Here is a 12712-nt window from a genome sequence, read left to right as displayed (position 1 = left end):
AGCGTGGCAACACGTGAAGCTAAGCCTTACTAATCGCTCGATCGGCTTGATCTCATCGTTTACCGATAGGTAAATCGATCATCTCTTTTCCGAGCGCCGTGCGCAGCAGTAAGCCTGCGTCGAAGACACATGATCTCCGTCACAAAACCTGTTCTCGACGATCGAAGACACAGATAAGGCCGCCCATCCGGGCGGCCTTTCCGCGTTCCCCAACCTTGGCGAGTCGGCTTACGTCACCAGCCGACGAAGCCTTCCGCGACGGGGCTGACGACGTCTATGTGGTCCACCACCTCGCGCACGCCCGCTACGTTCCTAGCCCCCACCAGCAGGGCCTGACGCTGTGACTCGGTCCGCACGGAGCCCCAGAGATGGACGACGCCGTCCTTGACGACGACGTTCTCGCCGAAGTCGGGCGCCCAGCTCTGCCCCTTGTAGGCCTGAAGCACCCGGTCCCGGATCGTGCGGTCGTCGGCGGCCGGAGCAGCGGCGGCGGGTTCCATGGTCGCCAGGACGCGCATCAGGTTCGCGCGGCTGATGATGCCGACCACCTGACGGTTGCTCAGGACGGGCACGCGCTTGATCCGCTTCCCCTCCATCATGTGGACGACCTCGTTGAGGTCGGTGTTCTCGTCGACGCTGATGACGGTGGCGCTCATTACGTCGCGCACGGTGCGGCCGTGCTCACGCGTGAAGTTCTCCGCCTGGGACGAGGAACCCGCCACCAGCCCGAGCCACCACGACTTGCGCCGTTCGGTGCCGGTTTCGGCCCGGTGCAGCAGGTCGCCTTCGCTGATGATCCCGATCACCCGTCCACTGTCGTCCACCACCGGCATGCCGCTGATCCGGTGGTCGAGCATGCGCTGAGCCGCCTGCGCCACCGTACTGTCGGCGTCGATCGTGATGACGTTGCGGGTCATGATATCGCCGGCCTTCATGGCTTCCTCCGTGTGTTTTCAAGAGCTTACGCACCGTCTTAAACTGCGGTGTGGCATACAATATACCAACTACCAGCTGCCCTTGAAGTGGTTAATTGCTCAGCCAGCATCACAAAGCGCTTCGGCAGATTTTTCATTCGTTTCCAGGAATGTTTCCAAACTGCGATGCCTTTTTTCGCAAAGCGAAATGAATTTGACCTTTCAACGCTTCAATTCCCTTGCGCCAGCCTCTCAGAAGGTATTTGGTATCAATAGTTCTGAATACCGTATACCAGCCCTGCTTCAAGCCCAGACCGGCCCTTCGTTAGCCGGATCAAAGTTCCGAAGAGTTTCTGTCGGCAACATGGCAAGACGCGGCAAGACAACGCACAAAGTCGGTAAAGGACAAGGGAGTCGAAATGCTCGCACAACAGGCAACAGTAGTTAAAGGTCCACCCGGCGGCCGTTGGCTTCAATTGGTCGTCGGCATCATCTGCATGGCGATGGTCGCCAATCTACAATATGGCTGGACGCTTTTCGTTAGCCCGATGGACGCCAAGCACGGCTGGGGCCTCACCGGCATCCAGGTCGCATTCTCCATCTTCATCGTCACCGAGACGTGGCTGGTCCCGATCGAGGGCTGGTGCGTCGACAGGTTCGGTCCCTGCATCGTGACCGTCGTTGGCGGCATCCTCTGCGGCATCTCGTGGATGATGAATTCCGTCGTGGACAGCCTCGCCATGCTCTATGTCGCGGCGGCCATCGGCGGCATCGGGGCGGGCGCCGTCTACGGCACCTGCGTCGGCAATGCGCTGAAGTGGTTCCCCGACCGCCGCGGCCTCGCCGCCGGCCTGACCGCCGCCGGTTTCGGCGCGGGTTCGGCCATCACCATCATCCCGATCGCCAACATGATCGCGTCCTCGGGCTACGAACAGACCTTCATGTTCTTCGGCCTGATCCAGGGCGGTTCGGTCTTCCTGCTGGCGTTCCTGCTGCGGGCTCCCAAGGCCGGCCAATTGCCCCAGGCCATGCCGAAGGTCGGCATGTCGCGCCGCGACTACTCGCCGGTCGAGATGGCGAAGACCCCCGTCTTCTGGGTCATGTACTTCATGTTCACGGTCGTCGCCGCCGGCGGCCTGATGGCGACCGCCCAGATCGGCCCGATCGCCAAGGACTACGGCCTTGCCAACACCCCGATCTCGCTGATCGGCATCACTCTCCCGGCGCTGACCTTCGCGCTGACCATCGACCGCATCCTGAACGGCGTGACGCGTCCCTTCTTCGGCTGGGTATCCGACCATATCGGCCGCGAGAACACGATGTTCATCGCCTTCGCGATGGAAGCGGTCGGCATCCTGGCGCTCGCCAAGTGGGGCCACAACCCGATGGCGTTCGTCTTCCTGACCGGCATGGTCTTCTTCGCCTGGGGTGAGATCTTCAGCCTGTTCCCCGCCACCTGCGGCGACACCTTCGGCTCGAAATACGCGGCCTCCAACGCCGGCCTGCTCTACACCGCCAAGGGCACCGCGGCCTTGCTGGTCCCGATCAGCAGCGTGATCGCGGACGCCACCGGAAGCTGGGACATGGTCTTCGTCCTCGCCTCGGCCGTCAACGCACTGGCCGCCGTCATGGCATTGCTCGTCCTCAAGCCCATGCGCTCCCGGCTCATGGAAGCCAATTCGGCGGAGACAGCCATGCCGCCGCGTCCGGCGGTCACTTTGGCGGAATAGGCTACACCCCAATACCCGTGTGGATGGGTACTAACTGGAAGCCGGCTCCCTCGGGGGCCGGCATTTTTTACGACCGTTCCCCGTCCGACCCCCGGCCGCCCCGGACATAAGCCGACCCCAGCGCCGCCGGCAGGCTGGCGCCGCGCCCGAAGACGATCAAGACAGCCATGACGGCGGCGAACGGCAGCATCTGGATCACGTCGGTCGGCACGTCGAAGCCTGCGACCTGAAGCGCCGTCGTCATCGACAGGCAGGCGCCGAACAAAGCCGCTCCCGCCAGCACCCACAACGGCCGGCCCCGGGCGAGCATCGCCAGCACGATCGCGATGAACCCGGCGCCTCCCGTCATGAACGGGACGAACAGCCCCGCCCCGACCTCTGCCATGAAGGCCCCGCCGAGGCCAGCAAAGGCTCCGGTACACAGGACAGCCGCAACCCGCGTCCGGATGACATCGCCCCCGGCGGCGTCGAGCGCCGCCGGCTTGTCGCCCGCCGCCCGCAGCGTCAGTCCGAGATGCGTCCTCCGGTACAGCACCGACAGCACCACCGCCGACGCGACCGCCAGGTAGACGATGGGGTGCCGGTCGAACAGGGCGGAGCCGACGATGGGCAGTTCCGCCAGCCCCGGCAGCGGCAGCGTCTCGACGCCCGGCAACCTGGGATAGGAGCGGCTGAACCTGACATGGTGGAGCAGGGCAGTCAGCCCCTCCGCCCCCAGGGTCAGGCCGATGCCGATGACGATCTGGTTCAGCCCGAGCCGGACGCACAGCACCGCCATGACAGACGCCACCGCCATCCCCGCGCCGATCCCATACAGGAAACCGACCCAGAGCGACCCGGTCTGATAGGCGCCGAGGAAACCGGCATAGGCGCCGGCCAGCATCATCCCCTCGATCCCAATGTTGAGCACGCCGGCCTTCTCGGAAATCTGCTCGCCCAGCCCCGCCAGCAGCAGGGGAACGCCCGACACCACCATCCCGGCGACCAGCGACGTCAGGAAGGCGGCGGACAGGATCATGTCCATGCCGGACGCCTCCGCTGTGCCACGTATTCGACCACGGCCAGCACGATCAGCAGGTTGGCGACCAGTACCAGCGTGAAATAGGCCGGTACGCCCAGCCGCCGCGCCGCACTTTCCGCCCCGATCTGAAGCGCCGAGAACAGCAGCACGTAGACGATGGCGGCAAAGCCGTTCAACCGCGCCAGGAAGACCAGCGGAATGACGGAAAGCCCATAGGCCGGATTCCAGTCCGCCCGGACATTGCCGAGCACGCCCATCACCTCGACCGCACCGGCCAGTCCGATCAATCCCGCCGAAAGCGCGAACACCGCCACCGTCAGCAGCGGCACCGGCAGCCCCGCGTGGATCGCGGCGCGCGGGCTGGCCCCGACGACGCGCAGCTTGAGGCCGAAGGAAGTCCGCGTCATCGCCAGATGGACCGCGACGATGGCCGCCAGGCCGATCAGCACCCCGCCGCTGACGATGGTCCCCGGCAGAGCCGGCAGCCGGTCGGCGACGGCGAGCGTCCTGGTCTGCGGCACGGTGGTCCCCGGATCGAGAAACACCAGCTTGACCAGCGCATTGGCGAGCGACAGCCCGAGGAACGACATCATCAGCGTCGTGACGATCTCGTTGATGCCATGCCGTGCCTTCAACAGCGCCGGCAGCAACGACCAAAGCGCCGCCGCGACCATCGCGGCCAACGCGCCCGCCCCCAACGCCGCCCAGCCCGGCAACACCTCCGCCAGCGGCGGAGCGACAACAGCCGCCGCCGTGGCGCCCAGCATGAACTGCCCGTCCGAACCCAAATTCCACAGCCCGGTCCGGAACGCCAGGATCAGCCCGGCCGCGACCAGCAGCAGCGGCGCCATCCGCGTCACCGTCGCCTGCAACCCTGACGGCGTCAGCAATCCCCGGCGCGCCACATAGGCGTAGTATTCCAGCGGGTCAGTCCCCAGCAGCCAGAGGACTGCCCCCGACAGCACCAGCGCCGCCAGCACCGGAACGACGGCCAACGCCACGCCCCCTGCCACGGCCCTCATGCGCTGTCCCCCGCCATCAGCCGCGCGATCCGCGACCGGGCGTCGCCGTCGTTGGCGACGATCCCGACGATGCGGCCGTCCGACATCACCGCGACCCGGTCGGCCAGTTCGAGGATTTCGTCCAGATCGGTCGAGATCAGGACCGTCGCCACCCCGGCCCCTGCCGCTTCGCGGATGCGCCGACGGGTGGACGCGGTGTTCCGCACGTCCAGGCCATGGGTCGGCTTGCTGTGGATCACCGCGCGGGCTCCACCGGACAGCTCGCGCGCCAGCAGCACCTTCTGGATGTTCCCGCCCGACAGCTTGCCGACGGGAGTATCCGGACCCGGCGCGCGCACGTCGAAAGCCTCGATCAGGTCGCGCGCGTGCCGGCGGATTGGGTCCGGCTGTTCGATCCCCCACTTCCAGAACGGCGCGCCGCCGATCTCCTTCAGCAGCAGGTTGAGGGAGACCGGGAAGCCGGCCACCGTCCCCTCTCCCAGCCGGTCGTCGGTGACGTAGCGCAGCCCCAGCCGCCGGCGTGCCCCGACATCCAGCCCTGTTATCGGCTGCCCGTCGAGCAGCACGTCACCCCCCAGCGCCCGCCGCTGTCCGGCCAGCGTCTCGGCAAGCTGCTTCTGTCCGTTGCCGTCAATGCCAGCGATCCCCAGCACTTCGCCAGCATCGACCTCGAAACTGACGGCGGAACCCCCTTCCACCACCAGCCCATCAACGGCCAGCACCGCCCGCCCGCGAACACCGCCACGGGCAATCGGCCCGCCGCCGCCGCCCGTTCCGTCGAACATGGCGTGGATCACCTGCTCCCGAAGCGTCTCCGAGTCCTCGTCCCGAAGCCGATCCGGCCCCAGTTCCGCTACCTTGCGCCCGTGACGAAGGACGGTGATGCGGTCGCCGAACTCCAACGCCTCCCCCAGTTTATGCGTGATCAGCACGACGGCCATCGACCGCCGCGCCAGCTCGCGCATCAGCCCGCCCAGTTCGGCGACACCCTGCGGCGTCAGCATCGACGTCGCCTCGTCCAGCACCAGCACGCGGCTGCCGCGCAGCAGGGCGCGGAAGATCTCGACCTGCTGCCGCTCGCCCAGCGACAAGTCCCCGACCACGGCGCCGGGCGCGATCCGCACCCCAAAACCGGCGCACAGCGCGTCGAACCCGCGCTCGACCGCCCCCGCCGCCCAGGGCTTCCACCACGCGGTCCCCAGCGACAGGTTCTCCGCCACCGTCAGCGTCGGCGCCAGCATGCCGTGCTGAAACACCGCGCCGATGCCAAGCCGAAGCGCCCGCTTGGGCGAGGAGATCCGCACCGGCTCGCCCTCGACCCGGATTTCCCCCTCGTCCGGCTGGACCAGCCCCGCCAGCATGCCGATCAGCGTCGATTTGCCGGCGCCATTCTCGCCGAGCAGGACGTGGACTTCGCCGGCATGGATATCGAGATCGACATGATCGTTGGCGACGACGCCGGGAAACCGCTTCGTGATGCCCCTCAGCCCGATCAGCGGGCCAGCCGGCGGAGCCTTCAACGCGGAACGGCCCCGCCGGTATCGCTCATCAGCGCCCGCACCGCCGCCGCGTCGAAGGTCGCATCGACTTTGATCCTGCCGGCGATCACGTCGTCCCGGATCTTCATGACCGAGGCCCAGACATCCTCCGGCACGTTCTTCGTCCGCAGCAGCCGGAGCGAATCGTCGGCAAGCTGGATCTTGTAGTGCTTCGTCCCGAAGCTGCCGCCGCGCAAATCCTCGATCATCGCGGCATAGACGGGGGTGAGGTCCCACAGCACCGATGTCAGCAGGAACCCCTTATCGACCGGCGTCTTGTCGCCGATCACGTCGATGAACAGCACCTTGCCGCCATCGACCGCCTTGGTCGTCTCGACCGCCTGGAGCATGCCGAAGCTGGACCCGTTGCCCTGCCCGAAGATGACATCCGCCCCGGCCGCGATCACCGAAGCCGTCACCCGCTGGCCGCCCGCCGCATCGCTATAGGCCGCAGGCCCGATCACCGCATAGACGATCTTCATTCCCGGCTTCTCCGCCCGGACACCCTGGGCGAACCCGGAGCTTTGCGCGTTCCACGACGGCGGCTCGCCCGACACGACGATGCCGACTGTCCCGGTGCGGCTGACCTTGGCGGCCATGCGCCCGGCCAGATAAGCGCCCTCGTGCCCGCTCAACGTATAGTCCGCGACGAGGCCCGGCTTCAGGCTGTCGGGCCGGTCCACGATGGCGACGGGAACCTTCAACTCCTCCGCGATCTCGGGAGCCGCGGTGTTGTAGCCGCTGGCATGGGCGATCATCAGCCCGACCCCGTCCTCCGCCAGTTCGCGCAGCGTCGGCCGCACATCGCCATAGCCGAGGCCCTGGGCGACAGTGACCGCAACGCCGGTCTGGGTTGCGGCAGCCTTGGCGGAGTCGACGCCCTGCTGGTTCCAGCCGAAATCGGTGGCCTGTTCCGGCACCAGGATGGCGATGCTCTTGACCTCGGCCCCTTGCGCCTTGCCAACCACGGCCGGGACGGCCAGAACGAAACAAAGGGCCAGGAGACGGATACCGGGAATGTTCATGATACCTCTGTTCGCGCTGTTCCTGTTCGGCCCTGCCTTGGCGGACGAGGTTGCTTTCACTCAGAATGCCGTCGAAGTCAAGAACCGCACCGACCACCCCATCGCCTGCGCGGCCCAACTCGCCCATTGGTTCTCGGCAGACCTCGGCGTCGCCGCTCCCGGCGGCGCGGTGCGCATCGACTTCGTGTCCGATCCGGCGACCGGAACGGTCTTTATCCGGAACGTCGCGGGTGAGCGGATGCCGGTCGAGGCGGTATGGTGCGGGATTGAGGGGAGGGCGTGGGAGACGCGGTATCAGCTTGACTTGGCGGGGGCTGGCGGGGGCGGGGTTACGTGCGAGGCCGTGGCCGAAGGGCGCCTGGCTTGCCGGTGACGACGACACGAATCCACCCAGCTACCGCTTGCCACCCATGGAGCAGTGGGGCGGTATCATCATTCTAGCAGAGTGAAGCATACGGCATTTTAGGGGGACAGCGCTCCCCTAAAGATCTTTAATCCGCGACCGGCAAAGAAGTGATACACAACGTCAGAGCGTAGGAGGCTCTAACAATAAACCGGAGCCAGACACCTATTTTACTGACTCATTCAAAGGGTTCACTTTACCTATATCACATTGCAGACAGGGCTGAGTCCGGTTCTTTGATCTTATTTTCTAATCTGTCGTCCTAAGACGGGGTCCAACCCGTTCAGAAACATTATAGGCTTGAACCGTAATTACAACCTCTCGATTAGAATCGTCTTTGTGGGCGAAAAGATAGCTACAACTGGTCTCCGAATATTGTTTAATCAAATTTTTGAATCTCGTGTGCTTCTTAGTAAATTCAAAGATTTTTTCAACAACGCCGCTAAAGTCTTTATTTCGGTTGAAGACCAGAATAGCCGCTTTCGTGTCCCTCCAGCTTAAATATGACAGAACTTGGTCTATAGTCTCCAAATAGCCTTTTTCGCCGGTCCAGAATTTGCACTCACCAATAAAAATATTTTTACCATCAACCTTAATTGAAATATCTGTTTTCCCCTCAAAGTTGAAGGTTTCCCCGGTGGCATCTCCCATAAAATGTCCATTCAGTTGAACAAGAAAATGTGTTCTGAGGCTTTCTTCGTCAATTTTCTGAAAGGCTCCAGGGCTTTGCTCCATAACCCTGACCATATTTTCTAGCACTGAAAGAATATGTTCATAATCCGCTGTTAGAAGCGTTGGTTCCGGCTTGAATGGCTGACGTGAGCCTACTGGCTTAGGGATCTCGGTTTTTATTGTACGACGGACTTTCGGCGCAGAGTAAGTTTCACTTGAACTAGAGCGTGCCTTCATTTTGAAGCCAAGGCCGGCCACTAGATTTTGATCTTTTAGAAGTTTCTGCTTTCTCTGCTCAATTGCTTGTGTCGCTACATTTATCAAACCTTTGTTGTAGTCTTTAGCATCACGTTCAAGCCATTGAAGATGTTCATTAATGGAGGCAATTTTTTTCTCAATCCCTGATTTTACGTACTCAGAAGTTAAGTTCACGCCGGAAATTGAAAAATGAAGCGTAGAATCACCAATCGACGCTCTTGGATTGTTGTAGTTTTGAGTAGTCGGTTGAATTTTGAAGCTAATTGCATCGCCTGAGAATGGAACTTCAACTTCAATACATGTTCCAGCTATATAATATGGTCCTGAATTGTGGGAAAAATATCGGCCTTTATCATTAGAGACGTCAATTTGTACTTCTTTCTGATTTACCGTAATATCATCGGCATAAAGCACTGGAACTGATAGGGAAAATTTCGTGGCATAGTATGTCGCAAGATCACTTGTTGATGAATTAAGCAGTTCGTTTCCATCTATTTTTTCTATTTCCTGGAGTAGTTTTTTTCTCCATTCAGATGAAGTCGCGAACCAAGCGCCTTCATGAAAAAGGAAATCATCGGATGAGTTGTGGTTGCGCATTTGGTCACGTGCTCATGATAGGTTGTTTCGACATTATATTAGACAAAACTGGATAAAACAAATGATAAATTTTATGTTAGCGGCTTCCAGTTCAGATAAGTTAGGAGGCTAATTCCAGCTTTCCTCAAGCCGCATAATCCAAACTGTGGAAAGAATGGGGACAGAGTGAATATTTGATCGGCTCGCTTGCTCGATGGTATCTCCTTCTCTTGAACGCAGAGCTTCTCGCTATTCCCCGCCCCAAGCACGTCATCCTGGCAGTTCAGATGCACCACATAGTGCAGAGGGGTAATGACCGAACGGCGATGAATTGCCAAATTTCCAGCAAGTCGGCGTTCGCGCGAGCGCTTTATCGGTGCAGGGCCATGATGAGAGGCGGTCAGCCCTGCTTCTCCAGTCGGGCGCGGCCCTCGGCCATGATCTCCGCAACGGTGCGGGTCGAGGGGCCGCTGGCGATACCTTCGTTCCATGCGCGGCGCAAGGTTTCGATTTCTTGGGCGCGGGCCTGCTGGTGGTCGCGCCATAAGCGGAGCGCGTCCCGAATGACTTCGCTGCTGGATGCATACTCCCCGCTGCGAACGGCCTGCTTGACCATGCCCGCCATCTCGGGCGTCAGCGCGATACTCAATTTTTCCACATTAGCCATATCATCCTCCGCACGATACGGTGCCACCAAGTAAGAAAAATTCCTACCGGAAGAGGGTGGAGTCAGAGGGACTATCGACAAGCATGCCCGTTTTTACGTGGCGTCCACAGCGCGGCGGACGACCTCGGGATTCTGCGCGATGACGCGGAGCAGTGTCCGGGCTGGACCTTCCGGTTCCGCCTTGTGCTGCTCCCAATCTCGCAACGTCCAGATGTTCAAACCAAATGCGCGTGCAAACTCTTCCTGGGTCATGTTCAGTTGGTGACGGAGTTGACGCGGGTCCGGGTATGATCGACGCGCAGTCAGTCGAACTGGGTCGATTTCTCCAATGTCGAATCCGCCATCCTCGGCAATCTGCCGCTGGATTTCCTCCTCGGTCGTGCTTGCAAGCCTTTCCGGATTTTCCGGGCGGGCGTTTTCGATGTCCTCAAGGAAAGAACGCGGCATAAGTCCTCCTCTCGTGTCGGCTTACCAAACGCTTCGGTCTTATCGGGCCTTCACGTAAAGACGACAGCCGACCGAAGGGATATACGGGCGGCAGCCAGAACGCCAAGAAATCCGGGGCGCTTTGCAGCGGCGGGGCTTTTGACTCCAAGAATCAGGGCGGTTGATCGCGCGTCAGGAAAACGCGCCCACTCCAGCTCTGCCCATTACTTGACCGCTGGCCTATCAGGAAATCGTCGCCGGAGCGCTGGTGCTGATCGGGGCCGGGATGTCGTTCATGGTTCTACCGACGCGGGGGAGGTGACGCCTTGCACCCCAACCGCGTCGTCTTGCCGACACAGTTGCACGACATGTTGCGGCGTTATCCGCGCTCACGCATTCTTGCGTAAAATCCGCCTTCGACCTAATTTAGGATAGGAGGCCGCTATGCACCGCGAGATCGTCAACGACCGGCTGAAGCTGATGTATCACCGCTTGGTAGTGCGGCGGCTTGCGCGTGATGCCAGCCTGATCGAGGATGCACGCAAGGTAGTGGCGCAGTGGCAGGAGGAGCCGGAGCGAAGGACCTTCGTCGGCGAATGGGACTCGCTGCTGTCGCAACCACCCGATCACATTTGCCGGCTTATTGGTTCCCGCTCACAAGATGCGACCCGCCTACGCCTCAGTTCACCATTTCCACATGTAGAGCGGCTGAGAATTGGCGATGAAGCCATACGGAGGCGCATGTGGCGGAAAGCACTGTTATCCGCACGGTAGCGGATCTTGATCGCGCTGTCCGGGCGCTCTGCGAGTATTTCAATACCGACACGACGATAATCATCGGGAGTCAGGCAATCCTCGTCGGCTGGCCCGATGCCCCTGCACTTATGCGAACTTCGGTCGAGATTGACGCCTATCCCTGCAATGCCAGAGAATGGGAGGCAATGCACCCTGACGCCGAAGCGTCCGAGGAAATCAGTGTGTTGTTCGGGTATCTGTCAGATTTTCACACCGCACATGGTTTCTATATCGATGGCGTAGATGAGACGACCGCGCGCCTGCCTCCTGGATGGCGAGAACGCGCTGTGAGCAGGGCGGTTCATAGCTACGGCCGAATGGTGAGTGCCATAGCGCCTGCAACGAACGACTTGATCGTGTCAAAACTCCATCCGCTGCGCGAGAAAGACAAAGATTTCATTCGTGCCTGTCATCAAGCGAAGCCGCTTGATATTGCTGTGGTCAAGCAGTTGCTTGCCGATACCCTTCCCAGCCCTCATGTTCACAATGCTGCGATGGCATTCCTCAACACATTGAAATGATGGATGTTTGAGACCTGCGACCATCATGGACGGGCCTCGGGCGCTTCGTTCATGTTCTGCCGATGCAGGAAAGTTGACGCATTCCATGTCGAAGCCATCCTACCGAATAGCCTGTCCTTCGGCCGAACCGCGCTTCAGCACCGCCACCGCCTCCCGCACCAGATCGTCCAGGCCGCTGCCGCCGCTGCCGACATGGGCGTAGAGCGCGTCGCGCATGCGCGGGTCCCAGAAGCTCTTGATGTGGCCGGCCGTCTCGGCAACCGCTTCATCGTGCGGGTACGACTTGAAGTAGGTGGCGATCTGGTTCGCCATGCGGATCATGTCGGTCGATTTCATGATTATGGTGCCCCTCAGTGAAACAACACGATGCTCTCGGCGCGAGACATCGCGCCCAGCGTCATGCCGGCCTGCCGCGCCAGGTCCAGGGCCAGCGATGTCGGCGCCGACATCGTCGCCAGTAGCGGGACGCCGACGGCGGCCGCCTTCTGCACCAGTTCGAAGCTGCACCGGCTGGTCATGATCGCGAAGCCGTCTGATGGCGACAGCCCGCCCCGGATCACCGCGCCGATCATCTTGTCCAGCGCGTTGTGCCGTCCGACATCCTCGCGGGCCAGCAGGATATTTCCCTCCGCGTCGCACCACGCGGCGGCATGGACCGAGCGGTTCGCCCGGTTCATCGCCTGGAACGCCGGCAACTCCGCAAACGCCGCCTGCACCGCCGCCGGGTTCGGCACGAACCCGGCCCGCACCGGGCGCGGTTTCCGGACCACGCCTTCCAGGCTCTCCGCCCCGCACAGCCCGCAGCCGGAGCGGCCTTCCATCGACCGTTTGCGCAGCGCCCGCCGCGCCATCAGCATCTTGTCCACCGCCATATCGACGGCAATGCCGCCGGACTGCGGCTCCACCGCAACGCCTTCGATATCCGTGAAGGCGTCCAGGATCTCCTCGCCCAGGGTGAAGCCGACCGCGAAGTCTTCCAGATCGGCAGGCGTCGCCATCATCACGGCATGCGACCGGCCATTGTAGAGGAGGGCCACCGGCACCTCCTCCGGAACCTGCCACATGACCGGGTCGATCCGCCGGATACCGGCAGCGAAGCCAGTCCCGGTCGCGACCGTAGAACAGAGAACCGAGGCCATCATGC

General features: G+C 61.8%; 14 protein-coding genes. 4 read left to right on the top strand and 10 right to left on the bottom strand.

Translation table 11 applies throughout. The annotated features are described in order from the left end of the window. Nucleotides 1-233: 233 nt before the first annotated feature. Nucleotides 234-935, bottom strand: a complete 702-nt coding sequence (locus N826_RS32115) for a CBS domain-containing protein (RefSeq protein WP_044435797.1) — start codon at nucleotides 933-935, stop codon at nucleotides 234-236. Nucleotides 936-1333: 398 nt separating this feature from the next. Here N826_RS32115 and oxlT point away from each other — a divergent pair, with 398 nt between their 5' ends. Continuing rightward, complete coding sequence (oxlT, locus tag N826_RS32110; protein WP_044435795.1) at nucleotides 1334-2644, top strand: oxalate/formate MFS antiporter; 1311 nt, start codon at nucleotides 1334-1336, stop codon at nucleotides 2642-2644. Between the two features lie 67 nt (nucleotides 2645-2711). On the opposite strand, the gene N826_RS32105 is transcribed toward oxlT, so the two are convergent. Genes N826_RS32105 through N826_RS32090 form a run of 4 tightly spaced genes read right to left on the bottom strand, consistent with a single transcriptional unit; the run spans nucleotide 2712 to nucleotide 7250 of the window. After that, nucleotides 2712-3668, bottom strand: a complete 957-nt coding sequence (locus N826_RS32105) for a putative B6 ABC transporter permease subunit 1 (protein WP_044435793.1) — start codon at nucleotides 3666-3668, stop codon at nucleotides 2712-2714. Beyond that, a complete protein-coding gene (locus N826_RS32100; RefSeq protein ID WP_044435791.1) occupies nucleotides 3659-4687 on the bottom strand; it encodes a putative B6 ABC transporter permease subunit 2 in 1029 nt (342 codons plus the stop codon). Before N826_RS32100 ends, N826_RS32105 begins: the two co-directional genes overlap by 10 nt. After that, nucleotides 4684-6207, bottom strand: coding sequence for a putative B6 ABC transporter ATP-binding protein (locus N826_RS32095; RefSeq protein ID WP_044435789.1), 1524 nt, complete (start codon nucleotides 6205-6207; stop codon nucleotides 4684-4686). Before N826_RS32095 ends, N826_RS32100 begins: the two co-directional genes overlap by 4 nt. Next, a complete protein-coding gene (locus N826_RS32090; protein ID WP_044435787.1) occupies nucleotides 6204-7250 on the bottom strand; it encodes a putative B6 ABC transporter substrate-binding protein in 1047 nt (348 codons plus the stop codon). Before N826_RS32090 ends, N826_RS32095 begins: the two co-directional genes overlap by 4 nt. Between N826_RS32090 and N826_RS32085 the strand changes: the two genes are divergently transcribed. Further along, nucleotides 7243-7623 (top strand): hypothetical protein, encoded by a 381-nt coding sequence (locus N826_RS32085; RefSeq protein WP_052832428.1) that lies wholly within the window; start codon nucleotides 7243-7245, stop codon nucleotides 7621-7623. The two genes, N826_RS32090 and N826_RS32085, sit on opposite strands and share 8 nt — an antisense overlap. A gap of 279 nt (nucleotides 7624-7902) precedes the next feature. Here N826_RS32085 and N826_RS42180 read toward each other — a convergent pair whose 3' ends face one another. The 3 genes from N826_RS42180 to N826_RS32075 all read right to left on the bottom strand — a co-directional run bounded on the left by N826_RS42180 (nucleotide 7903) and on the right by N826_RS32075 (nucleotide 10273). Further along, nucleotides 7903-9180, bottom strand: coding sequence for a hypothetical protein (locus N826_RS42180; protein ID WP_211099437.1), 1278 nt, complete (start codon nucleotides 9178-9180; stop codon nucleotides 7903-7905). A 379-nt stretch (nucleotides 9181-9559) separates the two neighbouring features. After that, nucleotides 9560-9826, bottom strand: coding sequence for a type II toxin-antitoxin system ParD family antitoxin (locus N826_RS32080; RefSeq protein ID WP_044435785.1), 267 nt, complete (start codon nucleotides 9824-9826; stop codon nucleotides 9560-9562). A 93-nt stretch (nucleotides 9827-9919) separates the two neighbouring features. After that, the gene (locus tag N826_RS32075) at nucleotides 9920-10273 is read right to left on the bottom strand and encodes a helix-turn-helix domain-containing protein (RefSeq protein ID WP_052832426.1); all 354 of its coding nucleotides are present in this window, start codon (nucleotides 10271-10273) and stop codon (nucleotides 9920-9922) included. A 423-nt stretch (nucleotides 10274-10696) separates the two neighbouring features. Here N826_RS32075 and N826_RS43570 point away from each other — a divergent pair, with 423 nt between their 5' ends. Next, a complete protein-coding gene (locus N826_RS43570) occupies nucleotides 10697-11026 on the top strand; it encodes a hypothetical protein (protein ID WP_147041059.1) in 330 nt (109 codons plus the stop codon). Then, nucleotides 10996-11568 carry a DUF6036 family nucleotidyltransferase gene (locus tag N826_RS32065; protein WP_044435782.1) on the top strand — a complete coding sequence of 191 codons (573 nt, stop codon included), beginning with the start codon at nucleotides 10996-10998 and terminating at the stop codon, nucleotides 11566-11568. Before N826_RS43570 ends, N826_RS32065 begins: the two co-directional genes overlap by 31 nt. 99 nt (nucleotides 11569-11667) lie before the next feature. Here N826_RS32065 and N826_RS32060 read toward each other — a convergent pair whose 3' ends face one another. Both N826_RS32060 and fdhD read right to left on the bottom strand, forming a co-directional pair. Next, complete coding sequence (locus N826_RS32060) at nucleotides 11668-11904, bottom strand: formate dehydrogenase subunit delta (protein ID WP_044435780.1); 237 nt, start codon at nucleotides 11902-11904, stop codon at nucleotides 11668-11670. A 14-nt stretch (nucleotides 11905-11918) separates the two neighbouring features. Beyond that, nucleotides 11919-12710, bottom strand: a complete 792-nt coding sequence (gene fdhD / locus N826_RS32055; RefSeq protein ID WP_244619707.1) for a formate dehydrogenase accessory sulfurtransferase FdhD — start codon at nucleotides 12708-12710, stop codon at nucleotides 11919-11921. Nucleotides 12711-12712 lie beyond the last annotated feature (2 nt).

The sequence above is a fragment of the Skermanella aerolata KACC 11604 genome (genome assembly GCF_000936425.1).
Taxonomy (GTDB): Bacteria; Pseudomonadota; Alphaproteobacteria; order Azospirillales; family Azospirillaceae; genus Skermanella; species Skermanella aerolata.
This window is presented reverse-complemented; position numbering and strand designations above follow the sequence as displayed.